We start from the raw sequence: 26,003 nt of genomic DNA, 5'->3' as shown, positions 1-26,003 counted from the left end.
CATGCTGGAAACCGCCGCGCTGGCCGCGGGCATGTCCTGGGCCAGCGGCCTGCGACTGTACCTGGCCGTGCTGACGGCGGGCGTGCTGGCCCGCCTGGGCTGGCTCGACCTGCCATCCGGCCTGCAGGTGCTGTCGTCGTGGTGGGTGATCGGCGTGGCGGCGGCGCTGACCGTGGCCGAGTTCGTGGCCGACAAGGTGCCCGGCTTCGATACGGCCTGGGACGGCGTGCAGACCTTTATACGCATTCCGGCCGGCGCCATCCTGGCCGCCGCCGCGTTTGGCCACATGGACCCGCAATGGACGGTGGCCGCCGGGCTGATCGGTGGCACGCTGGCCGGTACCGCGCATGCGACCAAGGCCGGCACCCGGGCGCTGATCAACGTATCGCCCGAACCTTTCTCGAACTGGGTGGCCTCATTCACCGAGGACGTGGGCACGGTGGGCGGGCTGCTGCTGGCGTTCTTCCTGCCCGTGGTGTTCCTGGTCCTGCTGGTCCTGTTCCTGATCATCGCGGCCTGGCTGATACCCCGGCTGTGGCGCGGCGTGCGCCGGCTGCATGCCAGCCTGCGCGGCAAGGCCGACAACCCGCCGCATCGTCCCTGAATTTCCGAATTTCCGAATTTCCGAGTCCTTGAATCCGTCAGCCGAACATGTCGACTGCATTCCATCCCGATGATCGTGAAGTGAAGTTTTCCCCGTGGCGCCAGGCGCTGCGCATGGCCCGCCGCGACTGGCTGGCCGGCGAGTTGACGCTGCTGCTGTTTGCGCTGGTGCTGGCCGTGGCGGCGCTGACCAGCGTGGGCTTCCTGGCGGACCGCATGCGGCTGGGGCTGGAGCGCGACGCCCGGCAGATGATCGCGGCCGATGTGCTGCTGATCGCCGACCAGCCGTTCGATCCCGCCTTTGCCGAGCGCGCCGCGCGCGACGGCCTGCAGGTGGCGCAGACCGTGACGTTCCCGAGCATGGCCACGGCGCGGGCCAGCGGCGCGCCCGCCCAGGGCGAGGCGCCCAGCCAGTTGGCGGCGCTGAAGGCGGTCACCGACGGCTATCCGCTGCGCGGCCGGCTCAAGGTGATACCGGCGCCCGGCGGCGCCGAAACCAGCGCGGAGGGCGTTCCCGCGCCCGGCACCGTGTGGGTGGACGAGGCGCTGCTGATCTCGCTGGGCCTGCGTGTGGGCGATGGCCTGCAGCTTGGCGGCAAGACGTTCCGCATCGACCGCATCATCACGCAGGAACTGGACCGTGGCGCGGGCTTCATGAACTTCGCGCCGCGCGTGCTGCTGCCGATGTCGGACCTGGCCAGCACCAAGCTGATCGGCTGGGGCAGCCGCGTGACCTACCGCCTGCTGGTGGCGGGGCCGGATGCGGCCGGGGACGTCTATCGCCAATGGGCGACCGCCGAGATCGAGCGGCGCCATCTTCGCAATACGCGTGTGGAATCGCTGGAATCGGGCCAGCCGCAGATGCGCGCCACGCTGGACCGCGCCGAGCGGTTCCTGTCGCTGGTGGCGGTGCTGTCGTCGATGATCGCGGCGGTGGCCATCGCCATGTCGGCGCGGCGCTTCATGCAGCGCCATACCGACGCCACGGCCGTCTACAAGTGCATGGGCCTGTCGCGCGGGCAGATCCTGGCCGCGTTCGGCATTGAATTCACGCTGCTGGGCCTGGGCGGCGCGCTGGTGGGCGTGGCGCTGGGCTATGCGGCGCACTACGGCCTGCTGGCGTCGCTGGGTGGCATCCTCCAGGTGTCGCTGCCGCATCCGACCGTGGTGCCCGCGCTGGTGGGCGTGGCGGCGGGGCTGGTGCTGCTGACCGGCTTTGCGCTGCCGCCGCTGCTGGCGCTGACCCGGATCGCGCCGCTGCGCGTGCTGCGCCGTGACATCGGCCTGCCGCCCGTGTCGGCGTGGACGGCCTACGCGCTGGGCCTGGGCGCCTTTGTCGCGCTGCTGATGGTGGCCGCGCGCGATCTCAAGCTCGGCCTCACCACGGCGGGCGGATTCGTCGGCGCCGGTGTGGTGTTCGCGTTGCTGGCGCTGGGGCTGCTGATGGCGCTGTCGCGCACCATGCGCGGTCGCGCCCGGGGCAGCGTGGGCTGGCGCTTCGCGCTGGCCGTGCTGGAGCGCCGCCGTGGCGTGACGGTGCTGCAGACCGTGGCGCTGGCCGTGGGCCTGATGGCGCTGCTGCTGCTGGGCATGACCCGCAACGACCTGGTCGATTCCTGGCGCAATGCCACGCCGGCCGATGCGCCGAACCGCTTCATCATCAACATCCAGCCCGACCAGCGCGAACCGCTGCGCGCCATGCTGGCCAGGAGCGGGGTCGACGACCTGCTGTATCCGATGGTGCGCGGCAGGTTGATCCAGATTGGCGACCGGCCGGTACAGGCCAGCAGCTATCCCGACGGCCGTGCGCGCAACCTGGTGGAGCGCGAGTTCAACCTGTCCTACATGGACCACGTGCCCGATGGCAACGAAGTGGTGGCCGGCCGGTGGGAAGGCGGCGCGTCGGTGGAGGAGGGCATCGCCAAGACGCTCCACATCCAGTTGGGCGATACGCTGCGCTTCGATGTGGCGGGCCAGATCGTCGAGGCGCCGGTCACGTCGCTGCGCAAGCTGGAATGGGGCTCGATGCGCGTGAATTTCTTCGTGATCCTGCCCGTCGCCAAGATGCAGGGCCTGCCCGAGACCTACATCACGTCGTTCCACCTGCCGCCGCCCAAGGCGGCGCTGGGCAATCAGCTCACCTCGGCATTCCCGAACATCACCGTGGTGAACACGGACCTGATCCTGCGGCAGATCCAGAACGTGCTCGACCAGGTGATCGCGGCCGTGGAATTCCTGTTCGTGTTCACGCTGCTGGCCGGGGTGACTGTGCTGTATGCGGCACTGTCCGGCGCGCGTGACGAACGCAAGCGCGACGCGGGCCTGCTCAAGGCGCTGGGTGCGCCGGCTGCGCTGGTGCGGCAGACGCAGTACGCGGAATTCCTGGTGGTGGGCGGGCTGGCCGGCTTCCTGGCCAGCCTGGGCGCGATTGCCGTGGGCTGGGGGCTGTCGCAGTTCGTGTTCGACTTCCCGTACCGCTTCAATGGCTGGATCGTGCCGGTCGGCGTGGTTTCTGGCATGCTGTGCGCTTTTGCCGGCGGCTGGCTCGGTTTGCGCGAGGTGTTGCGGCAACCGGCGCTGGCCACGCTGCGCGATGTGAACTGATTGGCAATGATCACCGAACCTTCTGAACCCGAAGACAACCGCGAGGAAATCACCGCCTATGAACTGATTGGCGGAGAGACGCGCGTGCGCGAGCTGGTCGACCGTTTCTACGACTTGATGGACCTGGAAACCCAGTTCGCGGGGCTGCGCTCGCTGCATCCGCCATCGCTGGACGGCTCGCGCGACAAGCTGTTCTGGTTTCTGTGCGGCTGGCTGGGCGGTCCCAACTATTTCATCGATCGCTTTGGCCATCCGCGCCTGCGCGCGCGCCACATGCCGTTCGAGATCGGCACCAGCGAGCGTGACCAGTGGATGCGCTGCATGGCGCTGGCGATGCAGGACGTAGGCTTGTCCGATGACCTGCAGATGCGCCTGATGCAGGCGCTGTTCCAGACCGCCGACTGGATGCGCAATGTCCAGCGCTAACGCGCTGCCGGAAGCGGCGCGGGCCGTACTCGATTTCTGGTTCGGCCAGCCGGGCTCGCCGGACTGGAACGTGCAGCGCCGTGACTGGTTCGCCAAATCGGATGCGTTCGATGCGCGGATTCGTGAGCGGTTCCTGGCCACCTGGCAGGCCATCCACGACGGCGAGCCCGACGACTGGTCGGTGACACCCGAAGGCGCCTGCGCGCGCATCGTGCTGCTGGACCAGTTCCCGCGCAACATGTTCCGGGGCGACCCCCACAGCTTTGCCACCGACGGCCAGGCATTGGCGCTGGCGCGGCGCATGCTGTCCGACGGATCCGACCGGATGCTGCCGACGCCGTGGCACCGCGTGTTCTGCTACCTGCCGTTCGAGCATGCCGAATCGCTGTCTGATCAGGACATCTCGGTGCGTGAAACGAGCGCGCTGCGCGACGACTCGGCCGGCAAGGTGGATACGGTGGAGTGGGCGATCAAGCATCGCGACGTCATCGCCCGTTTCGGTCGGTTCCCACACCGCAACGCCATGCTGGGCAGGCCAAGCACCCCCGACGAACTGGCATTCCTCAAACAGCCGGGCTCGCGCTTCTAAGTTCCGGGTACTGACCTCCGGCTAGAGATACTGGATCGTGAAGGTCGCCAAGCCGTCGATCGGGATCTCCCGCGTCAACGGCGGCAGGTCGGACTTCTTGTTGATGCCTAGATTGATCTTGTAGACCTGGGTGATCGACTTGAAACTGCCCGGCTGCACGGTGCCCGAGGCAGGCGCCCAGCTATGCAGGCGCGTGTCCGGGATCAGGGCGTTCGTCTGGTCATTGCGATTTGCCCAGGTGGTTCCGCCGTTGTCGGAAACGATGGTCCGGACGTTGGCGCCATCGGCACTTGGCGTGTCCTCGCGATAGATGATGTACGCGCCGACGTTGTGGCCGTCCACGGCCCCCACGCCGAACATGGAGCTGTCGTTCTGGTTCCAGTACAGGAAATAGCCGACGCCTGCGGCGACGGTGCCCTTGCGGCCATCCGTGGCCGACACCGCGACCTTGGCCGCGGCATCGCATGTCACGGTCATCGTGATGCGCTTGAAATCGAGGTTGGTGTAGGTGGACTCGCTGAGGTCCTGCGCACGGATCACGCCGAAATCGACCGTGCCGTTGTCCGCAAACGACACGTCGCACGACACCGGCAGCATGTCGGCTCGCAGCCGGAACGGCGCCGTCGACGACGCCAGGGCGCCGGGACCCGTCGGCGCCACCAGCGCGGCCAGGGCGCCTGCAAGCGCGAGCAAGGGGGTAAGGGGGCGGAAATTCACGACAGGCTCCGGGACGGTTCACTCGCGGACGATCTACAGGAAAGCCGCGTTATGGCCTGAATTCTGGTCGTCGCCGGAAACTGACTGAATAGCAAACTGACGAAATCTGCAAAGTTCCGCCAGTGACTTCGGCGCCGCGTGCGGAGGTGCCTTCGCCCGCTGTGCTTATAATCCCAATCCTGCCGATCCACAGTTTTTCCGGATATCCATGGAAGCCAAACCGCAAGCTGGTCCGCGCCGTACCCGAGACCGCATCCTCGACGTTTCGCTACGCCTGTTCAATGAACTGGGCGAGCCGAACGTCACGACCACGACGATTGCGGAAGCCATGGAGATCAGCCCAGGCAACCTGTACTACCACTTCCGCAACAAGGACGACATCATCAACTCGATCTTCGTGCGCTTCGAGCAGGAGATGGAGCGTCGCCTGAAGATGCCCGAAGACCACAAGGCCACGCTGGGCGAGAGCTGGGGTTACCTGCAGTACATGTCCGAGTTCCTGTGGAACTACCGCTTCCTGTACCGGGACATCAACGACCTGCTGGCGCGCAACCGCATGCTGGAGACGAACTTCAAGCGGATCGTCGAGCAGAAGAAGCGCTTTGCGCTGGAGATCTGCCGCCAGTTCCAGGAAGACGGCGACATGGAAGCCACGCCCGAGCAGGTGGACGCGGTGTGCACCAATATCGTCGTGATCGCCACATACTGGTTGTCGTTCCAGTTCGTGCAGCATCCGCGCCAGTACAACGATCCCGACCAGATCCGTGGCTACCTGCACGGGTCCAGCTATCACATCTTCTCGATCCTGGCGCCGTACCTGCGTGGCAAGGCGCGCGAGGCGTTTGACCAGCTGGCGCGCGAATATGCCGCCCAGAAGGCCGAAGCCGAGGCGGCCAAGGCGGCCAAGGCCGAAAAGGACAAGAAATGAAATCGGTTTGCGTGTATTGCGGTTCGAGCCCCGGTTTCCGGCCCGAATATGCCGAAGCGGCGACCGTGCTGGGCCGTACCATGGCCGAGCAGGGGCTGACGCTGGTCTACGGCGGCGGCAAGGTGGGTTTGATGGGCATCGTTGCCGACAGTGTGATGGCCCATGGCGGCGCGGTCGTCGGCGTGATTCCCGATGCGCTGATGCAGAAAGAGGTGGGGCATCGGGGCCTGACCGAGCTGCATGTGGTGCGCAACATGCACGAGCGCAAGCAGATGATGGCCGACCGGTCCGACGCCTTCATCGCCATGCCCGGCGGCGTGGGCACGTTCGAGGAACTGTTCGAGACGTTCACGTGGGCGCAGCTTGGCTATCACGACAAGCCCGTGGGCCTGCTCAACGTGGCGGGCTTCTACGACGGCATGCTGGCGTTCCTGAAGCACGCCGTGGATGAAGGATTCCTGAAGCAGGTGCATGCCGACATGCTGCACACGTCGACCCGCCCCGACGAACTGCTTGGCCAGCTGGCCGCCGCGCCGCGCGTGCGCGTGGACAAGTGGCAGGCGGGGCGCGACAAGACCTGAGCTTCGTCTCCACACGCCCGCAAGAAAAAACGCCGCCTGCAAGGGCGGCGTTTTTGTTTTGGGATGCCAGTCAGTGCAGCAATGACCCGATCCATCCCACCAGGTGCGGGCCGCCAATCGCAAGCCAGGTACCACCGCACAGGACCAGCGCCAGCATCACCGCCGCGCTGCCAAAGTCCTTGGCTCGCTTGGACAGGCTGTGGCGCTCCAGCGAAATGCGGTCGATGGCGGCCTCCACGCTGGAATTCAGCAGCTCCACGATCAGCACCAGCAGCAGCGTGCCCAGCAGCAGCACGCGCTCGACGATCGACACCGGCAGGATGAACGCGCACGGCGTGAGGATGACCACCAGTGTCAGCTCCTGGCGGAACGCGCTTTCTTCCAGCACCGCATAGCGCAGGCCAGACAGCGAGTTGATCGCCGCGTGCCAGGCACGGGTCAGGCCGCGGTTGCCCTTGTGGGGGTTCTTCTCGATCGAGTAGTCGGCGTCGGCTTCAGCCGCCCTGGTGGTGGTCTGCCGGTGCAGCGACGGATCGGGCGGTAGCGTGGGTTGGGACTTGGCCATTTTCGGGGACGACGGAAGATGCCGGGTTGTCGGATCCGCCCGCCGCGCCGGGCAGCGGACGCAGATGCGCAAGAAATTGTTCGGATGCCGCGCGCCACGAGAATTTTTCCGCATGGGCGCGCGCCGTTGCCCGGTCGATGCGCAAGGCTTCCAGGCAGGCTTCCCGCAGGTCTTCGTGCATCACGCCGGCGGGGCTGTCGCCCAGCACGTCGATGGGACCCGTTACCGGGTACGCCGCCACGGGCAATCCGCTGGCCAATGCTTCCAGCAGGACCAGCCCGAAGGTGTCGGTCTTGCTGGGAAACACGAAGACATCGGCGGAAGCATACACCCTGGCCAGTTCGGCCTGTTTGAGCACACCAAGATAGTTGGCCGTCGGATAGCGCGCTTTCAGCGCGGCCAGCGCCGGGCCGTCGCCCACCACCCACTTGGAGCCCGGCAGATCAAGCTGCAGGAAGGCTTCGACGTTCTTTTCGACGGCCACGCGACCCACGTAGAGAAAGATCGGATGGGCGGTGTTTAAAACGTTCGGCCGCTGCGCGGTGAAGACGTCCAGGTCCACGCCACGCGTCCACAGCACGCCATGCGTGATGCCGTAGTCGTGCAGGTCCTTGAGCACCACCGGGGTCGGCGCCATCACGGCACGTGCCGGGCCGTGGAACCAGCGCAGGAAGCGGTAGGTCCAGGCCAGCGGCATGCCGAAGCGCGCCTGCACGTATTCCGGAAATCGCGTGTGGTAGGCCGTGGTGAACGGGAGCTTGTGCTTGATGGCGTAGGCGCGGGCGGCCAGGCCAAGCGGCCCTTCGGTGGCGATATGCAGGGCGTCGGGGCGGAACGCGTCGATGCGGCGGCGGACCTTGGCCGACGGCAGGATCGACAGGCGGATCTCGGGGTAGGTCGGGCACGGGATCGTGCGGAATTCCAGCGGTGTGAGCAGATCCACCAGATGGCCCATGGCCTCGAGCTCGCGGCGTGTCGACTTCAGCGTGCGAACCACGCCATTGACCTGCGGTTCCCAGGCGTCGGTGACGATCATGACTCTCATTGTGGCTCCTCGGGCGGCAATGCCGTGATGGTGTGGTGTTGCGGGTCGGCGCCCGCGCGTGGCTGGCGCCGCACGGATGCGGCAGGTCAGGGGCGACGGCGGGTTCGGCGTCGCCCGCAGAGTGGCCTGGTGGAGCTCAGGCGGCGATCTCGGTGGTGCGGCGGCGGCGCCGGGTGGTGGCCTCGGGCGGATCGAGCAGCGTGGTCCAGTAGACGATCTTCAGTTCGCCTTCCATGGTCTCCACGAGCGCCGAGAGGCTTTCCACCCAGTCGCCATCGTTGCAGTAGAGCTGGCCGTCCACTTCGCGGATCTCGGCCTTGTGGATGTGGCCGCAGACCACGCCGTCGCAGCCCCGGCGGCGGGCCTCGTCGACCATGGCGTGCTCGAACGAGTTGATGTAGCTCACGGCGTTCTTGACCTGGTGCTTCAGGTACTGCGACAGCGACCAGTAGTCGAACCCCAGCCGCGCGCGGGCGCGATTGAAGTGGCGGTTCAGCGCCAGGATCATCGTGTAGAGCGAATCGCCCAGGTAGGCCAGCCATTTGGCATGCTGCACCACGCCGTCGAACAGGTCGCCGTGCACTACCCAGAGGCGCTTGCCGGTGGCCGTCACGTGCACGGCGTCCTCGCGCACGCTGACGTCGCCGAAGGCCAGGCCATCGAACTGGCGCGCACCTTCGTCGTGATTGCCGGGGATGTAGATGACCTCGGTGCCCTTGCGTGCCTTGCGCAGCAGCTTCTGCACCACGTCATTGTGGCTTTGCGGCCAGTACCAGCCACGGCGCAACTGCCAGCCGTCGATGATGTCGCCCACCAGGTACAGCACGTCGGAGTCGTTGTGCTTGAGGAAATCGAGCAGGTAGGTGGCCTGGCAGCCGGGCGTGCCCAGATGGATATCGGACAGCCAGATGGCCCGGTAGCGTTGCGCGGGCGGCTCGCCGGAGGTGGCGGCGTGGTTGCCGGAAGCAGGGGTGTCGCGCGGTGGAGCGGGGTGCGCAGAGTGCGTGGGACTCAGATCGGCTTGCGGTGGCATGAACGCCGCGAAGGCGGCTGTCATGGAGAGCGCCGCGTCAGGCCGGCCGCGCAGGCGTTGCGCAACCTTCGACAAACTGACACGTGCAGATCGGATGGCTTGAACCATGGCGGCCCCGGTATCGGCGATGGCTGCATTGGGCCAGCGCCGCATGACGGAGCCGTGACGGAAACATGAATGTCACATGAAGCTTGCGGACCGTAGGCCGGCCAGTGACTAGTGATGCGCGGGAGTGGTGACGCTGGTGGCGGCCGGGGCGGGCGCGGCGTCGGGTTGCCGCAACGATTGCAGCGCGGCGAGCGTGGCCTGCACGGCGCGGCGGTCGCGCAGCAGCGAGACATGCCCGATGCCGTCGAGCCCGATATGCTGGGCGCCCTCCAGCAGCGACGTGCCCGGCGGACCGGCGATCGAGTCGTGCCAACTGAAGACCGAGACGATGCGGGCGCGCATCGGCGGCGTCTCGGCTGCGGCGAGTGCGCGCAGCCACGGGCTCTGCCAGCGCATCTGCCGCGCATTGTGGCCGCCGCCAAAGCACGCCAGCGCGCAGCCATGGTGCGGACTGCCCAGCGTGACGATGCCCGCGCATGGCGCGTCGTCGCCTGTGCGCGCCGCCAGTACTTGCGCCGCGCGCGCGGCCAGTCCGCCCATGCTGTGGCCGACCAGCAGCGGCGGCCGGCCCGTGCGGGCGCGGATGTCCTGCATGCGTGCCAGCAGTTGCGGCGCATAGTCGTCGATGTCGCCCAGCACGGGCTCCAGGTCGATGCCTTCGCAGCGATACCCGGCCGCGGCCAGCGCGGGCGCCATGTCGAGCCAGATGGCGTGGTTGCAGCCGTAGCCGTGCACCAGCAGCACAGTTGGCGCATCGTCCAGCGGTTGGGGCGGCTGCGCGAAGGTCAGGCGCGAGCGAAACGGCTGGAGCCAGTTGAACATGCGAAAGACGGCGCGGCATTCGGCCACGTAGCCGTGCAGCGCGGCGGCGATACCTAGCGGTTGCCGTGCTGGACTCGTCGCCGGCAATGCCGGGCGGTCGCGGCGCGGAATGCCGAAGCCGGTGAGCGTGGCACCAAATGAAATCGCCACGCTGATGCCAAAGCCAAGCAGCACGGCAACGATGGCGGCGCCGAGCGCAGCCATCCATGGCCATCCATGGGACAGGGCCAGCCAGGCGGCCAGCGCGCTTGCCGCCGTTGCCTGCACGACCACGGCGGCGCGGCGCAGGGCGGCGGCCGTCAGGCTCATGGCTGGGGCGGACGCAGGTCGGTCAGGCGGGTGCCGGCCAGGCGGTCATGCAGGAATTGCCGGCGCGGGTCGAGCCACGCCAGCGAGATCCACGTGAGCAGACCCACGGTCAGCACGCCGACGAACGGCCACAGCGTGAGCCCCAAGGCGTGGCCCACCGCGGCAGCCGGCGGCAGCCACAGCCACGCCAGCACGTAGCGCAGCAGCGACTGCAGCCAGCCAGGAGGCTGGCCGGCCGTGTTCTCAACGCGGATGCGCCAGGTCTGCATGGCCAGTGTCTGGCCGTTGCGCTGCCAGAACCATGAGAAATAGACGCCAAGCACGAGGAACATCCACACCTGGTCGACATAGGGCCGGTAGATGCCGATGTGCTGCAGCAGTGGACGTGCCACGACGACGATGGCGCTGGCGGCCATCAGCACCCCAAACAGCAGGACGCCTTCGTAGAGCATGCAAAGCAGACGGCGGCGCAGCGTAGGCGTGCGTGGCGTGGTGGCTGGAGACTGGATCGGGGCGGCTGGCGTGGCGGCGGGCATGGCGCGGGACGGATCGAGACGGATCGGATTGGCGGCCATTATGCCAAACCGCGCATCGGTGGCCTTGGCGTGCCCGGGCGCCCGATGCCGGCGGATGCGGCAAGTCAGGCGTATGCGACTACGGGCGCTGCGGTTCGGACTGGTTGAAGTCGGTGGCGGCTTCGCCCGACACTGGCGGCGACAGCGTGGGGGCCGACGCAGCGCCGACCGGTACGGCGGCTGCCGGCGGCGTAGCGCCGGGCGCGGGCGCCACCGGCGCCGAAGCCGCTGCTCCCGCTGCGGTTCCCGCCACCGCTTGCGCGGCGGGCGTGGAAGCCGGCGCTGCCTCGGGCGCGCTGGCCGGGGACTTCGGGTGATGATGAATCTGGCTGCTGGTATCGGCAGGTTGCCGCTTGCCGGAGGGCAGGGCGCTGACCGCGCCGGGGCGGCGAGGCACCTTCTCGGCGGCCGCCAGCTTCTTCTTCTGTTCCTCGGGCAGCTGTTGGTAGCGATCCCATGCCTCGGCCTTCTTCTCGGCCGGCAACTGGCGTGTGATCTGGTAGTTCTCGCGTGCGAGGCGACGCTCCTGCGGTGTCATCCTGACCCACTCGGCCATCCGCTCCTGCAGGCGCTGCTGTTCCTCGGGCTTGAGCTTCGGGTACAGATCGGCAATGCGCTGCCACTTGCGCCGGTTCAGTTCCGGGATGGTGTCCCAAAGCGGCTGCAGCGGCGCCAGAATCTGACGATGCGTGGCCGACAGTTCGCCCCACGTCGGGTGCGCATTGATGACCGGGCGCGCCGCAGCCTGGCTGGCCGGCTGGGCGTGCGGGCCCTGGGCATGCGCCGAGGGCATCGTAATCTCGATCGAAAGTGCGGCTAGCGTCGCTCCGGCTGCGCAGATTGCGGCAAGCCGGCGACGGAGTGCGTCGTTGCGGGAAGTTTCGCGCGCCATCGTTATTGGTCGTCGCGCTTCAGGAATACATGGAAGCCCTGGTCGGCGTAGGCCGTGGGCGGCAGGTCGTCGAGCAGCATCGCGGCGTCCACGTCGGCAAGCTCTTCCACGCGCTTCTGCTGCTGCCAGTGGTAGATGCCCATCAGGCCGGCACCCAGTGCCACCAGCGTCCACACCAGGGCGAGCTTGCGCAGCCACGCACCGGCGCGGTGCAGCGGCGTGTCGTCTTCGTCGTCGAAGGCGTAGCCATGCGGCGCGCCCGGCAGCGCGAAGTGCGGGACGTGAGCGGGCGCTTCGGCTTTCTTCGCGGCCAGCGCAATGCGCCGTGCGGCGGCGAGCCGCTCGGAAATGTCCCGTGGCAGTGCCTCCGCCGAGGCATCGAGTGCCACGCGGATGTCATGGGCAAAGCGCCGTTCCTGGATATCTCGTTCGTTTCTGCTCATAGTCGGACCCCCCGGGCACGCAAGGCTTGCGCCAGCGTATGCGTGGCACGGGAACAGTGCGTCTTGACGCTGCCTTCCGAGCAGCCCATCACGGCTGCGGTTTCGGCTACGTCCATATCCTCCCAGTAACGCATCAGGAAAGCCTCGCGTTGACGCGTCGGCAGCCGCTGGATTTCCTGTTCGATGATCTGCATGACCTGTGCCCGCTCGACCTTGTCGGCGCTGCTTTCCGCCAGTTCGGTGCCGGCCTGGGCCTCCAGGGTGTCCAGCAGGTCGCTGTCGTCGCCGTCGCGCTCGTCACGCAGGTTCGAGAACAGCGTGACCCAGGTATTGCGTACCTTCTGGCGGCGGAACCAGTCGTGGATGGTGTTCTGAAGGATGCGCTGAAACAGGGGCGGCAGTTCGTTGGCGCCCTTGTCACCGTACTTTTCCGCCAGTTTGATCATGGCGTCCTGCACGATATCCAGTGCTGCTTCATCGTCCCGGACGGCGAACACGGCCTGCTTGAAGGCGCGGCGTTCGACGCTGGCGAGAAAGTCTGAAAGTTCCTTGTCGGTAGCCATGCAGGCGAAAACAGCAGTTGGACGGTCGGGTCAGGCCGAATGTGCTGGACTCGTCCTGTGGCACCCCGGAAATGACTGCGATCCTAGCAAAGAACAGCCGCCTTTCGCCACTCCTGTATGCAAGTGCAGACATGCTGTCCCGGCCATGCAAGGCGCGGTTGTCGCGCGCGTGCGCCGGTTCGGTGCATCCGTGCAAAAAGTTCCCGCGACGCATTTACCGCGCTGGTGCATTGCAGTATCATCGACGGTTCACGACATCAGTGGTTGTCTCATCAGACCGCTTATAAGGCGGTCTTTTCATGCAGACGCGCACCGCTTGAACCCGAGCCACAAGCCCGGCAGAGAGCATCCAAACAATTTTTTGCCGAAAATTGCAAAGGACAGAAATGAACATGCCCAGCGCGGAATTCTCCCACGCAGATAGCAATTCATCCTCCGCTCGCGAAATGATCGGAGCGGAAATCCTCGTCAACGCACTTGCCGAAGAAGGCGTCGAATACGTTTGGGGTTACCCCGGCGGCGCAGTGCTCTATATCTACGACGAGCTCCACAAGCAAAAGAAATTCGAACACATCCTGGTGCGCCACGAGCAGGCCGCCGTGCATGCCGCTGACGGCTATGCCCGCGCGACCGGCAAGGTTGGTGTCGCACTGGTGACTTCGGGCCCCGGCGTGACCAATGCCGTGACCGGCATCGCCACCGCCTACCTGGATTCGATCCCGATGGTGGTGATCACCGGCAACGTGCCGACCCACGCCATTGGCCAGGATGCGTTCCAGGAATGCGACACCGTCGGCATCACGCGGCCTATCGTCAAGCACAACTTCCTCGTGAAGGACGTGCGCGACCTGGCTGCGACGATCAAGAAGGCATTCTTCATCGCGGCAACCGGTCGTCCGGGCCCCGTGGTGGTCGATATCCCGAAGGACGTGTCGCGCAACGCCTGCAAGTTCGAGTACCCGAAAGCCGTCGACATGCGGTCGTACAACCCGGTGAACAAGGGTCACTCGGGTCAGATCCGCAAGGCCGTGGCGCTGCTGCAGGGCGCCGAGCGTCCGTACATCTACACGGGCGGCGGCGTGGTGCTTGCCAACGCCAGCGAAGAGCTGCGCGAACTGGCGGCGCTGACGGGTCATCCGGTCACCAACACGCTGATGGGCCTGGGCGCGTTCCCGGGCACGCACAAGCAGTTCGTCGGCATGCTCGGCATGCACGGCACGTATGAAGCCAATATGGCCATGCAGAACTGCGACGTGCTGATCGCCATCGGCGCGCGTTTCGACGACCGCGTGATCGGCAACCCGGCTCACTTCACGGCCCAGGCGCGCAAGATCATCCATATCGACATCGACCCGTCGTCGATCTCGAAGCGCGTCAAGGTGGATATTCCCATCGTCGGCAACGTCAAGGACGTGCTGCAGGAACTGATCGCCCAAATCAAGGCCAGCGACGTCAAGCCGCGCCGCGAGGCACTGGCCAAGTGGTGGGACCAAATCGAGCAATGGCGTTCGGTGGACTGCCTCAAGTACGACCGCAATTCCGAGATCATCAAGCCGCAGTACGTGGTGGAAAAGATCTGGGAACTGACCAAGGGCGACGCGTTCATCTGTTCCGACGTCGGCCAGCATCAGATGTGGGCTGCGCAGTTCTACAAGTTCAACGAGCCGCGCCGCTGGATCAACTCCGGCGGCCTGGGCACGATGGGCGTGGGCCTGCCGTACGCAATGGGCATCAAGAAGGCATTCCCGGACAAGGAAGTCGTCACCATCACCGGTGAAGGCTCGATCCAGATGTGCATCCAGGAACTGTCGACCTGCCTGCAGTACGACACCCCGGTGAAGATCTGCTCGCTCAACAACGGCTACCTGGGCATGGTGCGCCAGTGGCAGGAAATCGAGTACGACAACCGTTACTCGCATTCCTACATGCAGGCGCTGCCCGACTTCGTGAAGCTGGCGGAGTCGTATGGCCACGTGGGCATGCGCATCGAGAAGACGTCCGACGTCGAGCCGGCGCTGCGCGAGGCGTTCCGCCTGAAGGACCGCACCGTGTTCCTGGACTTCCAGACCGATCCCACGGAAAACGTGTGGCCGATGGTCCAGAGCGGCAAGGGCATTTCCGAAATGCTGCTCGGCGCGGAGGACCTGTAATGCGACACATCATCTCGGTCCTGCTGGAAAACGAACCGGGCGCGCTGTCGCGCGTGGTGGGCCTGTTCTCGGCCCGTGGATACAACATCGAGACGTTGACGGTGGCGCCCACCGAAGACGCGTCGCTGTCGCGGATGACGATCGTCACCTCGGGTTCGGATGACGTGATCGAACAGATCACGAAGCACCTGAACCGCCTGGTGGAGGTGGTCAAGGTGGTGGACCTGACCGAAGGCGCGCACATCGAGCGCGAGCTGATGCTCGTGAAGGTGCGTGCCGTGGGCAAGGAGCGCGAGGAAATGAAGCGCACCGCCGACATCTTCCGTGGCCGCATCATCGATGTGACCGAAAAGACGTACACCATCGAACTGACCGGCAACGGCGGCAAGCTGGATGCGTTCCTCGATGCCATCGACCGCACTGCGATTCTGGAAACCGTCCGCACGGGCGGCTCCGGCATCGGCCGTGGCGAGCGCATCCTGAAGGTCTGACCGGCGCCCCCGGCAACAGAGCACGGCCACAAGCCGACAGCAGTATCCCGAAGCGGCGCGACGAACTCCAGATCAGTAGACGTCGCGTCGCCACCCCAATACCAAGATTTGAGAAATTGAAGGAACCATCATGAAAGTGTTTTACGACAAGGACGCCGACCTCTCCCTCATCAAGGGCAAGAACGTCACCATCATCGGCTACGGCTCGCAAGGCCATGCCCACGCGCTGAACCTGAAGGAATCGGGCGTCAATGTGACGGTCGGCCTGCGCAAGAGCGGCGCGTCGTGGAACAAGGCCGTCAACGCCGGCCTGCAGGTCAAGGAAGTGGCCGAGGCAGTGAAGGGCGCCGACGTGGTCATGATCCTGCTGCCGGACGAGCAGATCGCTGACGTGTACAAGAACGAAGTGCACGCCAACATCAAGGAAGGCGCCGCGCTGGCCTTCGCCCACGGCTTCAACGTGCACTACGGTGCCGTGATCCCGCGTGCCGACCTGGACGTGATCATGATCGCCCCGAAGGCCCCGGGCCACACGGTGCGTTCGACGTACTCGCAAGGTGGCGGCGTGCCGCACCTGATCGCCGTGCACCAGAACAAGTCCGGCGCCGCCCGTGACATCGCTCTGTCGTACGCCACCGCCAACGGCGGCGGCCGTGCCGGCATCATCGAGACGAACTTCCGCGAAGAAACCGAAACCGACCTGTTCGGCGAACAGGCCGTGCTGTGCGGCGGTACCGTCGAGCTGATCAAGGCTGGCTTCGAGACGCTGGTGGAAGCCGGCTACGCTCCGGAAATGGCCTACTTCGAGTGCCTGCACGAGCTGAAGCTGATCGTGGACCTGATCTACGAAGGCGGCATCGCCAACATGAACTACTCGATCTCGAACAACGCCGAATATGGCGAATACGTTACCGGCCCGCGCGTCGTGACGGAAGAGACCAAGAAGGCCATGAAGCAGTGCCTGACCGACATCCAGACCGGTGAGTACGCCAAGAGCTTCCTGCTGGAAAACAAGGCCGGCGCTCCGACGCTGATCTCGCGCCGCCGCCTGACGGCCGAGCACCAGATCGAAGAAGTGGGTGCGAAGCTGCGCGCGATGATGCCGTGGATCGCCAAGAACAAGCTGGTCGACCAGTCGAAGAACTAAGCAGTATCGGGCAGGAGCAGGGCGCCTGGCCGTAAGCGGCCGGGTGCCTTGCAGTGCCGCAGCCGCCCAGTCGGCCGCCGGTCTCATCGATTAGATAAGACATTTCGGCGGAGACTGGGCGGCTTTTTGTTATCCTTGTCGGACTTTTTCAGGCGCAGGCCTGATTTTTTCTTATATTTCGCATCGACAGGCCCGTTTGCCCCAAAAGGCGGCGGATTTGACCGCGGGTTTGTAGAACCTGATGCGACCAACAGAACATCGCTTGCATGAACTATCCTCATCCGCTGATCGCCCGTGAAGGCTGGCCGTTCCTGGCCGGCGCTTTCATCATCTCGCTGCTGGTTCATGTCAGCGCGGGTTTCTGGTGGGCGTTGCCGCTGTGGATCATCACCGTTTTCGTGCTGCAGTTCTTCCGGGACCCGCCGCGACCGATTCCGTCGGCCCCCAACGCCATCCTGGCGCCCGCTGACGGCCGCATCGTGGTGGTCGAGAAGACCCAGGACCCGTACGCCGGCCGTGAGGCCCTGAAGATCAGCGTGTTCATGAACGTGTTCAACGTGCATTCGAACCGTGCATCGGTGGACGGCAAGGTCGAGAAGCTCGAATACTTCCCGGGCAAGTTCGTCAACGCCGACCTGGACAAGGCATCGCTGGAAAACGAGCGCAATGCAGTGGTGGTGCGCCGTGCCTCGGACGGCCAATTGGTGACGCTGGTGCAGGTGGCCGGACTGGTGGCACGACGTATCCTGTGCTACACCAAGGTGGGCGACACGCTGTCGCGCGGCCAGCGCTATGGCTTCATCCGTTTTGGCTCGCGTGTCGACGTGTACCTGCCCGTGGATGCCCGTCCGCGTGTGACGATCGGCGAAAAGGTGTCGGCTTCGGCGACCGTGCTCGCCGAGCTGGACGTCCAGGCCTGAGGCCGGACCGGTCAGCGACAGGAGACCAGGCATGGGTGCCTTCAACCGACGTAACAAGCGCGCAGGCAGCGGAAACGTGACGCACCTGCGACCGTTCCGCCATAACCAGCTGCGCAACGACGCCGCCTACGACGAAGCCGACGAGCACGACATCGAGTACGTGCGGCCGCGCCGGCGCGGCATCTATCTGCTGCCCAACGCCTTCACCACGGCGGCACTGTTCGCGGGCTTCTTCGCGATCGTGCAGGCCATGAACATGCGTTTCGACGTGGCCGCCATCGCCATCTTCGCGGCCATGGTGCTCGACGGCATGGACGGCCGCGTGGCGCGCATCACCAATACGCAGAGTGCTTTCGGCGAGCAGTACGATTCGCTGTCGGACATGACGTCGTTCGGCGTGGCGCCGGCGCTGGTGATGTACGAGTGGATCCTGCACGACCTGGGCAAGTGGGGCTGGATCGCGGCATTCGTCTACTGCACCTGCGCGGCCCTGCGCCTGGCGCGCTTCAACGCCAATATCGGCGTGGTCGACAAGCGCTTCTTCCAGGGGCTGCCCAGCCCGGCGGCGGCGGCGCTGGTGGCCGGCTTCGTGTGGCTGGCCATCGACAACAAGCTGCCGGTCAAGGAGCTGTGGATGCCGTGGGTGGCCTTTGCGATCACGCTCTATGCAGGCCTGTCGATGGTGTCGAATGCACCGTTCTACAGCGGCAAGGCGCTCGATGTGCGTTACCGCGTACCGTTCGGCATGATGGTGCTGGTTCTGGTGCTGTTCGTGATCGTGTCGTCCGATCCGCCGGTGGCGTTGTTTGGCCTGTTCGTGGCCTACGCGATCTCCGGCTACCTGCTGTGGGCCTGGCGTGCGCTGCACGGTCATCCCGGCGGGGCTGGCAAGTCGCGGCCGGCTGGCGGCAACGGTTCCGGAAACGGCAACTGACCGGATCTTCAAGAAAGGGCGCTCGTGGGCGCCCTTTGTTTTTTCGTTCCACAACCTCAAGGAGAATGTCATGGGCATGTTCGACTTCATCAAGGAAGCGGGAGAAAAACTGTTCGGCAAGGGCCAGGCCCAGGCGGCACCGGCACCCGCTGGCGCCGATCCGGCCGCGGCGGCAAATGCCGATGCGGCCAACCGGGCGGCCGGGGACGCGATCGAGGCGTATATCGCGCAGATGGGGTTGTCCGCCACCGGGCTGACCGTGACCGTGGACGGCTCGCAGGGTAAGGTCACCGTGTTTGGCGTGGCGCCGGACCAGGCTACGCGCGAGAAGATCATCCTGTGCTGCGGCAACGTGCAGGGCGTGGATTCGGTCGAGGACAAGATGTCGGTCAATGTGGAGACGGCCGAGTCGCAATGGCACACCGTGGTGAAGGGCGATACGCTCTGGGCCATTTCCCAGGCGGCCTACGGCAACGGTGCCGAGTACAACAAGATCTTCGAGGCCAACAAGCCGATGCTGACGCACCCGGACAAGATCTATCCGGGCCAGAAGCTGCGCATTCCTCCGAAATAACCCGGTTGCGCACCTGCGGCAAACCGGCTATAGTCGCCGACATGATTTCGCGCCAGACCCTAATCGCTCGCACCACCCTAGGTGGCCTACTAGGCCATCAGGTCGGGACGCGCGCGCGCTAAGGGAATCGGTTACCGCCCTGGCGCGGAAATCACCAGGATTTTTTAAACGCCCCGGCCTGCATTCATGCACGCCGGGGCGTTTTGCATTTCGATCCGAATGCCCGGTGTCGTGAAAAGCGGGACGGCGGACCAGCACATAAGTACAGCCCAGGAGCTCCACAAAATGTCTGACAAACTCATCATTTTCGACACCACCTTGCGCGACGGCGAGCAATCGCCCGGTGCGTCGATGACCCGCGAGGAGAAGATCCGCATTGCACGTCAGCTCGAGCGCCTGAAGGTCGATGTGATCGAGGCCGGCTTTGCGGCCAGCTCCAATGGCGATTTCGAGGCGATCCGCTCGATTGCCCAGGTGGTCAAGGACTCGACGATCTGCTCGCTGGCCCGCGCCAACGACAAGGACATCGCCCGTGCCGCCGAGGCGCTGAAGCCCGCCAACTCGTTCCGTATCCACACGTTCATCGCCACGTCGGCGCTGCACATGGAGAAGAAGCTCCGCATGACGCCGGACCAGGTCTATGAACAGGCCCGTCTGTCCGTGCGCTTTGCTCGCCAGTTCACCGACGACATCGAGTTCTCGCCCGAAGACGGCAGCCGCTCGGACATGGACTTCCTGTGCCGCGTGCTCGAAGGCGTGATCGCCGAAGGCGCTACCACCATCAACCTGCCCGACACCGTCGGCTATGCCGTGCCGGAAGGCTATGCGGAACTGATCCGTTCGGTGCGCGAGCGCATTCCGAATTCGGACAAGGCCGTGTGGTCCGTGCACTGCCATAACGACCTGGGCATGGCCGTGGCCAATTCGCTGGCCGCCGTGAAGCTCGGTGGCGCCCGCCAGATCGAATGCACGATCAACGGCCTGGGCGAGCGCGCCGGCAACACGAGCCTGGAAGAAGTGGTGATGGCCGTGAAGACGCGCCGCGACTACTTCAACATGGATGTCGGCATCGACACCACGCAGATCGTGCCGGCCTCGAAGCTCGTGTCGCAGGTGACCGGTTTCGTGGTGCAGCCGAACAAGGCAGTGGTGGGTGCCAACGCATTCGCCCACGCTTCCGGCATTCACCAGGACGGCGTGCTCAAGGCGCGTGACACGTACGAAATCATGCGTGCGGAAGATGTGGGCTGGACCGCGAACAAGATCGTGCTCGGCAAGCTTTCGGGCCGCAACGCGTTCAAGCAGCGCCTGCAAGAGCTGGGAATCGAGCTGGAGAGCGAAGCCGAAGTCAACGCCGCGTTCACCCGCTTCAAGGAACTGGCCGACCAGAAGGCCGAGATCTTCGACGAAGACATCATGGCCATCGTCTCCGACGAAGAGCAGGAACACGCCAACGAGCACTATCGTTTCGTGTCGCTGTCGCAGCGTTCGGAAACCGGCGAGCGTCCGCATGCGCGCGTGGTGTTCAACATCGACGGTGCCGAGCACACCGGCGAGGCAGAGGGCAATGGCCCCGTGGATGCCACGCTGCACGCCATCGAGGGTCGCGTGAACAGCGGTGCCGAGCTGGTGCTGTATTCGGTGAACGCGATCACGGCCGGCACGCAGGCCCAGGGCGAAGTGACGGTGCGCCTTTCCAGGGCTGGCCGCATCGTCAACGGCGTGGGCACCGACCCGGACATCGTGGCGGCATCGGCCAAGGCCTACCTGGCCGCACTGAACAAGCTGCACGACAAGGCTGTGCAGAAGATCAATCCGCAGATCTGACCTTTACCTGACCTGATTCCTGCGAATGCGATGGCGGGGGCTCACAAGGCCCCAGCCGTCATGGACCGCCCGGCTCGTTGCGTACCCCGCATGGCCGGGCGGTTTGTCGTTGTGGCGCCGCTCAGCGCGGGTCCGGCCGTTCGCGCAGCGGGTCGGGGGTGATCAGCGTGCGACGCAGCACGCCAGCATCGTCGAACATGAAGTTGAACATCGAGTACCACTGGTCCTCATGCAGGAAGCGGTAGCTCCACGCTTCCTGCTTCAGCCGCGAGTAGTACTCGATCGGTTCGCGCGGCGCGCCAAAATGCTCCAGCACGTCCTTCTTGGTCCAGACGTTGACCTGCGCCTTGTACAACTCGGTGGTGGTCAGCATCTGGCGGAAATTCGTCAGCTTGCCGTCGCGGTCGAAATCCGCTGCGTAGGAATATTCGCCTAGCGGCTGCTTTGAATAAAACCAGCGCGTGGTGCCGTCGTCGAGCCGGTACACGTCGGTGGGCTTGCCGAACGTCGCCTCGACCGCGGATTGCGGCTGGCCTACCAGCTTGAGCCCGGTGTTGACCGGCGCCAGGGCAGGGCCCAGCGCTCCGCAGCCGGCCAGGGTGCTGGCTGCCAGCGCTACCGCGACGATCCAGTGCCGCGTACCTCTGGAGTGTTGCGTCATGTTCATTGATCTGTTGCAAAAAAGTGCGGTAGTCGTAGTGTAGCGGGCACGGCTGCAATGTGTGTACCATCGCGGCTTTGCAGGGGAATCTGGAGTGTAGATGGGCAGTATCCGAGTGAATGGGCTGCGGCGCTGGCTTGCCGTGGCACTGTGCTGCGCAGCCACCACCGCGATGGCGCAGCAGCCGTCGGGCGCGCCGATCCGGCTGGGCATGATCGACGGGCTGTCCGGGCCGTTTGCCAATGCCGGCGAGGCCGTGGTGCGCAACCTGCGGATCGCGGTCGAGCGCGTCAATGCGCGCGGCGGCGTGAAGCTGCCGGACGGCGCCCGCCCGCTGGAACTGGTGACGTTCGACAGCAAGGGCAATGTCGATGAGAGCCTGATCCAGTTTCGCGGGCTGGTCGACAAGCGAATTCCGTTCGTCCTGCAGGGCAACAGCTCGGCCGTGGCGAGTGCGCTCGTGGCGGCCATCAATCGCCAGAACCAGCGGCAGCCCGACGCACGCGTGCTGTTCCTGAACTATTCGGCCGTCGACCCCACCCTGACCAACGAGAATTGCAGTTTCTGGCATTTCCGCTTCGACGCCAGTGCCGACATGCGGATGCAGGCGCTGACCGAGGCCATCCGCAGCGAGCACGCGGTGCGCAAGGTCTACCTGATCGACCAGGACTACAGCTTCGGTCACCAGGTGGCCCGTTCGGCGCGCGAGATGCTGGCCACCAAGCGGCCCGATATCCAGGTCGTCGGCGACGAGTTCCACCCGATCGGCAAGATCAAGGATTTCGCGCCGTATATCGCCAAGATCAAGGCCAGCGGCGCCGATGCGGTGATCACCGGCAACTGGGGCAACGACCTGACGCTGATGGTCAAGGCGGCGCGCGAGGGCGGGCTCAAGGCGCGTTTCTACACGTTCTATGGCAACGGCCTGGGCGCGCCGGCGGCGATGGGCGATGCTGGCGTGGGTCGCGTCCTGGCGGTGGCGGAATGGCATCCGAATGTGGGCGGCGCTGCCTCCGATGCGTTCTACCAGGCGTTCCGCACGCGCTACCCCGATCCGCGTGACGATTACGTGCACCTGCGCATGCAGATGATGGTGGAGATGCTGGTGCGCGCGATCGAGCAGGCGGGTTCCACCGACGCCGTGGCGGTGGCCTACGCCCTGGAGAACATGCGCTTCACGAACGGCTTCCATGAGGCCACCGTGCGCGCCGACGACCACCAGGTGCTGCAGCCGCTCTACGTGTCGATGATGGCCCGGCAGGGCGGTGAGGTGCGCTTCGACAACGAGGGTTCCGGCTACGGCTTCCGGACCGTGAAGAAGCTCAAGACCGCCCAGACCACGCTGCCCACCACGTGCAGGATGGAGCGCCCGGCACGCAACTGACGGCCGGTGCGGGGCCGGGCTTCGCCACGGGGCGGAATTCGGCTATAATGCGCGGCTGTCGTCCGTGAGCCATCTGGCTGCGGGGGGCAGATGCCAAGTGAAATGCAAGGCACGACGCAGGTGGCACATCCCGTGCTGCGGCGGTCGCAAGTGAAAGGAAAACATCATGGCAATTGCCAACAAGTCCGAAGTCATCCAGAAGTTCGCCCGCGGTGCCAACGACACGGGTAGCCCCGAAGTCCAGGTCGCTCTGCTGACCACCCGTATCAACGAACTGACCCCGCACTTCAAGGCCAACATGAAGGACCACCACAGCCGCCGCGGTCTGCTGCGCATGGTGAGCCGTCGTCGTCGTCTGCTGGACTACCTCAAGGCCAACGACGCCGACCGTTACCGCGCCCTGATCGAAGCCCTGGGCCTGCGTAAGTAAGGTCTGCGGATGGCAGCACGAATCCTGCAAGCGTTGTACTCGCACGATTTCTCGTGAGGCCGTAATGCCTGCGCCAGCACTGCTGGGGCAGGCATTTTGCTTTTCTGGTCCGGAGGATTCCCGCCGGGCCAAGCGTTGATGTGATGTTTGTTTCACTATAATTTCGGGCGAATTTGCCCGTACGCCGTTGCGCCATGCTGTGCGACGGAGTAAGTTACCTCGCTCTTTCTGTAGCTCTGAGACACCGGAGCCGGCCAAGGAAACGGGGTTTTGTGTCATTCCATCGCGTACGTGCATCGTCACCAGCTGTTTCGACGGTGGCGCGATGGAATGGCATAGCACTTCCCTGAGACTGCGGACCGGGACAATTCCGGCAGTTCGCCTGCCGCTGCGAGCGCAGGCGTCGGCCCGCCGTAACTGTTTACGGCAGGCAAGCATGATTCAAGGAACGCTCATGACCATGTTCAACAAGATCGTCAAGGAATTCCAGTGGGGCCAGCACACGGTCCGCATGGAAACCGGCGAAATCGCCCGCCAAGCTTCGGGCGCCGTGATCGTCGACGTGGAAGACACCGTGGTGCTGGCCACCGTGGTGGCAGCCAAGAGCCCGAAGGCGGGCCAGGACTTCTTCCCGCTGACCGTCGACTACATCGAAAAGACCTACGCCGCCGGCAAGATCCCGGGTGGCTTCTTCAAGCGTGAAGGCCGTCCGTCGGAAAACGAGACGCTGACCTCGCGCCTGATCGACCGTCCGCTGCGTCCGCTGTTCCCGGAAGGCTTCTACAACGATGTGCAGGTGGTGATCCACGTGCTGTCGATCAACCCGGAAGTGCCGGCCGACATCCCGGCCCTGATCGCTTCGTCGGCCGCGCTGGCCGTGTCGGGCATTCCGTTCAATGGCCCGGTGGGCGCCGCGCGCGTCGGCTACAAGGACGGCCAGTACCTGCTGAACCCGACCCGTTCGCAGATCGCCGCTTCGGAACTGGACCTCGTGGTTGCCGGTACCGAGCGCGCCGTGCTGATGGTGGAATCGGAAGCCAAGCAGCTGTCGGAAGACGTGATGCTGGGCGCCGTTGTGTACGGCCACGAGCAGATGCAAGTCGCGGTCAACGCGATTCATGACCTGGTGCGCGAAGGCGGCAAGGCTGAGTGGGACTGGGCACCGACTGCCAAGAACGAAGCGCTGATCACCAAGGTCAGCGAGATCGCTCTGCCGCTGCTGCAGGAAACCTACCAGCTGCGCCAGAAGTCGGCCCGTAGCGCCAAGCTCAAGGAAGTCTACGCAACCGTGCAGGCCAAGCTGGCCGAAGCCGGCGTGGAAGCCGACAAGGTGGAAGTGGGCAACGTCCTGTTCGACCTGGAAGCCAAGATCGTGCGTGGCCAGATCCTGGCCGGCGAGCCGCGTATCGACGGCCGCGACACGCGCACCGTGCGCCCGATCGAAATCCGTTCGTCGGTGCTGCCGCGCGCCCACGGTTCGTCGCTGTTCACGCGTGGTGAAACCCAGGCGCTGGCAGTGGCCACGCTGGGCACCAAGAGCGACGAGCAGATCATCGACGCGCTGGCCGGTGAATACCGCGACCGCTTCATGCTTCACTACAACATGCCTCCGTTCGCCACCGGCGAAACCGGCCGCGTGGGTAGCCCGAAGCGTCGTGAAATCGGTCACGGCCGTCTGGCCAAGCGCGCGCTGATTCCGGTGCTGCCGAAGGAAGACGAATTCGCCTACACGATCCGCCTGGTCTCGGAAATCACCGAGTCGAACGGTTCGTCGTCGATGGCTTCGGTCTGCGGCGGCTGCCTGGCACTGATGGACGCCGGCGTTCCGGTCAAGGCGCATGTGGCCGGCGTGGCCATGGGCCTGATCCTGGAAGGCAACAAGTTTGCCGTGCTGACCGACATCCTGGGCGACGAAGATCACCTGGGCGACATGGACTTCAAGGTGGCTGGTACCGATGCAGGTATCACGGCACTGCAGATGGACATCAAGGTGCAGGGCATCACCAAGGAAATCATGCAGGTGGCACTGGCGCAAGCCCGTGACGGCCGCATGCACATCCTGGGCAAGATGCAGGAAGCGATGGGCCATGCGCGTACCGAGCTGTCGGAACACGCACCGCGCATGATCACGATGAAGATCCATCCGGACAAGATTCGCGAAGTCATCGGCAAGGGTGGTTCGACCATCCAGGCCCTGACCAAGGAAACCGGCACGACCATCGACATCCAGGAAGACGGCACGATCACCATCGCGTCGACGTCGACCGACGGCATGGCTGAAGCCAAGCGCCGCATCGAAGGCATCACCGCCGAAGCCGAAGTGGGCAAGATCTACGCTGGTACCGTGCTGAAGCTGCTGGACTTCGGTGCCATCGTGAACATCCTGCCGGGCAAGGACGGTCTGCTGCATATCTCCGAGATCGTCAACGAGCGCGTCAAGGACATCAAGGACTGGCTAAAGGAAGGCCAGCACGTGCGCGTGAAGCTGATCCAGGCCGACGAGAAGGGTCGTCTGCGTCTGTCGCTGAAGGCCGCACTGGCCGAAGAGGGCGGCAGCATCAGCCCGATCGTCCAGCAAGGCGATGCGCCGGCAGCGCCGGCTTCGCCGGAGCAACAGCAATAAGCTGTAGCGACGCATAGTCATACCTGCAGTACCCGAAAAAGCGGCTGGCGATGTCCAGC

At 65.2% G+C, this 26,003-nt stretch carries 26 protein-coding genes; 16 read left to right on the top strand and 10 right to left on the bottom strand.

The window, feature by feature from the left end:
- Position 1 precedes the first annotated feature (1 nt).
- The 4 genes from MFF62_RS02535 to MFF62_RS02520 are packed head-to-tail and all read left to right on the top strand — an operon-like array spanning position 2 to position 4,222.
- Entirely contained in the window at positions 2 to 604 is a 603-nt protein-coding gene (locus MFF62_RS02535; protein WP_238259452.1) for a DUF4126 domain-containing protein, read from the top strand.
- A gap of 47 nt (positions 605 to 651) precedes the next feature.
- Positions 652 to 3,207, top strand: a complete 2,556-nt coding sequence (locus tag MFF62_RS02530) for an ABC transporter permease (RefSeq protein ID WP_404990560.1) — start codon at positions 652 to 654, stop codon at positions 3,205 to 3,207.
- A 6-nt stretch (positions 3,208 to 3,213) separates the two neighbouring features.
- The gene (locus MFF62_RS02525; protein ID WP_238259450.1) at positions 3,214 to 3,633 is read left to right on the top strand and encodes a group II truncated hemoglobin; all 420 of its coding nucleotides are present in this window, start codon (positions 3,214 to 3,216) and stop codon (positions 3,631 to 3,633) included.
- Entirely contained in the window at positions 3,620 to 4,222 is a 603-nt protein-coding gene (locus MFF62_RS02520) for a DUF924 family protein (protein ID WP_238259448.1), read from the top strand. The genes MFF62_RS02525 and MFF62_RS02520 overlap by 14 nt, the downstream gene beginning before the upstream one ends.
- A 21-nt stretch (positions 4,223 to 4,243) precedes the next feature.
- On the opposite strand, the gene MFF62_RS02515 is transcribed toward MFF62_RS02520, so the two are convergent.
- Positions 4,244 to 4,939, bottom strand: coding sequence for a DUF1120 domain-containing protein (locus tag MFF62_RS02515; protein ID WP_238259439.1), 696 nt, complete (start codon positions 4,937 to 4,939; stop codon positions 4,244 to 4,246).
- A gap of 208 nt (positions 4,940 to 5,147) precedes the next feature.
- On the opposite strand from MFF62_RS02515, the gene MFF62_RS02510 reads away from it, so the two are divergent.
- Together MFF62_RS02510 and MFF62_RS02505 are read left to right on the top strand one after the other, a co-directional pair.
- Entirely contained in the window at positions 5,148 to 5,867 is a 720-nt protein-coding gene (locus MFF62_RS02510; protein ID WP_238259437.1) for a TetR/AcrR family transcriptional regulator, read from the top strand.
- Positions 5,864 to 6,448 carry an LOG family protein gene (locus MFF62_RS02505; protein WP_238259435.1) on the top strand — a complete coding sequence of 195 codons (585 nt, stop codon included), beginning with the start codon at positions 5,864 to 5,866 and terminating at the stop codon, positions 6,446 to 6,448. Before MFF62_RS02510 ends, MFF62_RS02505 begins: the two co-directional genes overlap by 4 nt.
- A gap of 70 nt (positions 6,449 to 6,518) precedes the next feature.
- Here the strand turns inward: MFF62_RS02505 and MFF62_RS02500 are convergent, their stop codons facing one another.
- From MFF62_RS02500 to MFF62_RS02465, 8 genes are all read right to left on the bottom strand, one after another.
- Positions 6,519 to 7,013 carry a diacylglycerol kinase gene (locus tag MFF62_RS02500; RefSeq protein WP_238259432.1) on the bottom strand — a complete coding sequence of 165 codons (495 nt, stop codon included), beginning with the start codon at positions 7,011 to 7,013 and terminating at the stop codon, positions 6,519 to 6,521.
- Positions 6,943 to 8,058: a glycosyltransferase family 4 protein gene (locus MFF62_RS02495; protein WP_238259430.1), complete on the bottom strand. Its 1,116-nt coding sequence runs from the start codon at positions 8,056 to 8,058 to the stop codon at positions 6,943 to 6,945. The genes MFF62_RS02500 and MFF62_RS02495 overlap by 71 nt, the downstream gene beginning before the upstream one ends.
- Positions 8,059 to 8,194: 136 nt before the next feature.
- Positions 8,195 to 9,199 carry a UDP-2,3-diacylglucosamine diphosphatase gene (locus tag MFF62_RS02490; RefSeq protein ID WP_238259428.1) on the bottom strand — a complete coding sequence of 335 codons (1,005 nt, stop codon included), beginning with the start codon at positions 9,197 to 9,199 and terminating at the stop codon, positions 8,195 to 8,197.
- 108 nt (positions 9,200 to 9,307) lie between these two features.
- Positions 9,308 to 10,330, bottom strand: coding sequence for an esterase/lipase family protein (locus tag MFF62_RS02485; protein WP_238259426.1), 1,023 nt, complete (start codon positions 10,328 to 10,330; stop codon positions 9,308 to 9,310).
- Positions 10,327 to 10,866: an RDD family protein gene (locus MFF62_RS02480; protein WP_238260125.1), complete on the bottom strand. Its 540-nt coding sequence runs from the start codon at positions 10,864 to 10,866 to the stop codon at positions 10,327 to 10,329. Before MFF62_RS02480 ends, MFF62_RS02485 begins: the two co-directional genes overlap by 4 nt.
- Before the next feature lie 118 nt (positions 10,867 to 10,984).
- On the bottom strand, positions 10,985 to 11,797 hold the full coding sequence (locus MFF62_RS02475; protein WP_238259425.1) for a DUF3106 domain-containing protein: 813 nt from the start codon (positions 11,795 to 11,797) through the stop codon (positions 10,985 to 10,987).
- A gap of 2 nt (positions 11,798 to 11,799) precedes the next feature.
- A complete protein-coding gene (locus MFF62_RS02470) occupies positions 11,800 to 12,240 on the bottom strand; it encodes a DUF3619 family protein (RefSeq protein WP_238259423.1) in 441 nt (146 codons plus the stop codon).
- Positions 12,237 to 12,803 (bottom strand): RNA polymerase sigma factor, encoded by a 567-nt coding sequence (locus MFF62_RS02465; protein ID WP_238259421.1) that lies wholly within the window; start codon positions 12,801 to 12,803, stop codon positions 12,237 to 12,239. Before MFF62_RS02465 ends, MFF62_RS02470 begins: the two co-directional genes overlap by 4 nt.
- A gap of 386 nt (positions 12,804 to 13,189) precedes the next feature.
- On the opposite strand from MFF62_RS02465, the gene MFF62_RS02460 reads away from it, so the two are divergent.
- The 7 genes from MFF62_RS02460 (at position 13,190) to MFF62_RS02430 (ending at position 20,846) form a co-directional block, all read left to right on the top strand.
- Positions 13,190 to 14,953, top strand: a complete 1,764-nt coding sequence (locus MFF62_RS02460; protein WP_238259419.1) for an acetolactate synthase 3 catalytic subunit — start codon at positions 13,190 to 13,192, stop codon at positions 14,951 to 14,953.
- A complete protein-coding gene (ilvN, locus tag MFF62_RS02455; RefSeq protein WP_238259407.1) occupies positions 14,953 to 15,444 on the top strand; it encodes an acetolactate synthase small subunit in 492 nt (163 codons plus the stop codon). The genes MFF62_RS02460 and ilvN overlap by 1 nt, the downstream gene beginning before the upstream one ends.
- A 130-nt stretch (positions 15,445 to 15,574) precedes the next feature.
- Positions 15,575 to 16,591, top strand: coding sequence for a ketol-acid reductoisomerase (ilvC, locus tag MFF62_RS02450; protein ID WP_238259398.1), 1,017 nt, complete (start codon positions 15,575 to 15,577; stop codon positions 16,589 to 16,591).
- A 266-nt stretch (positions 16,592 to 16,857) separates the two neighbouring features.
- Positions 16,858 to 17,511, top strand: a complete 654-nt coding sequence (locus MFF62_RS02445) for a phosphatidylserine decarboxylase (RefSeq protein ID WP_238259396.1) — start codon at positions 16,858 to 16,860, stop codon at positions 17,509 to 17,511.
- Between the two features lie 31 nt (positions 17,512 to 17,542).
- On the top strand, positions 17,543 to 18,445 hold the full coding sequence (gene pssA, locus MFF62_RS02440; RefSeq protein WP_238259394.1) for a CDP-diacylglycerol--serine O-phosphatidyltransferase: 903 nt from the start codon (positions 17,543 to 17,545) through the stop codon (positions 18,443 to 18,445).
- A gap of 70 nt (positions 18,446 to 18,515) precedes the next feature.
- On the top strand, positions 18,516 to 19,019 hold the full coding sequence (gene lysM / locus MFF62_RS02435; RefSeq protein ID WP_238259392.1) for a peptidoglycan-binding protein LysM: 504 nt from the start codon (positions 18,516 to 18,518) through the stop codon (positions 19,017 to 19,019).
- A 285-nt stretch (positions 19,020 to 19,304) separates the two neighbouring features.
- Complete coding sequence (locus MFF62_RS02430; RefSeq protein ID WP_238259389.1) at positions 19,305 to 20,846, top strand: 2-isopropylmalate synthase; 1,542 nt, start codon at positions 19,305 to 19,307, stop codon at positions 20,844 to 20,846.
- Between the two features lie 121 nt (positions 20,847 to 20,967).
- Here the strand turns inward: MFF62_RS02430 and MFF62_RS02425 are convergent, their stop codons facing one another.
- Positions 20,968 to 21,507: a hypothetical protein gene (locus tag MFF62_RS02425; protein ID WP_238259387.1), complete on the bottom strand. Its 540-nt coding sequence runs from the start codon at positions 21,505 to 21,507 to the stop codon at positions 20,968 to 20,970.
- 100 nt (positions 21,508 to 21,607) lie between these two features.
- On the opposite strand from MFF62_RS02425, the gene MFF62_RS02420 reads away from it, so the two are divergent.
- The 3 genes from MFF62_RS02420 (at position 21,608) to pnp (ending at position 25,944) form a co-directional block, all read left to right on the top strand.
- Positions 21,608 to 22,891: a branched-chain amino acid ABC transporter substrate-binding protein gene (locus MFF62_RS02420; protein ID WP_404990556.1), complete on the top strand. Its 1,284-nt coding sequence runs from the start codon at positions 21,608 to 21,610 to the stop codon at positions 22,889 to 22,891.
- A gap of 166 nt (positions 22,892 to 23,057) precedes the next feature.
- On the top strand, positions 23,058 to 23,321 hold the full coding sequence (gene rpsO / locus MFF62_RS02415) for a 30S ribosomal protein S15 (RefSeq protein WP_238259385.1): 264 nt from the start codon (positions 23,058 to 23,060) through the stop codon (positions 23,319 to 23,321).
- A gap of 454 nt (positions 23,322 to 23,775) precedes the next feature.
- Positions 23,776 to 25,944, top strand: a complete 2,169-nt coding sequence (pnp, locus tag MFF62_RS02410; RefSeq protein ID WP_238259369.1) for a polyribonucleotide nucleotidyltransferase — start codon at positions 23,776 to 23,778, stop codon at positions 25,942 to 25,944.
- Positions 25,945 to 26,003 lie beyond the last annotated feature (59 nt).

It is taken from the genome of Cupriavidus pauculus, from assembly GCF_022179805.1.
Lineage (GTDB): Bacteria > Pseudomonadota > Gammaproteobacteria > Burkholderiales > Burkholderiaceae > Cupriavidus > Cupriavidus pauculus_E.
This window is presented reverse-complemented; position numbering and strand designations above follow the sequence as displayed.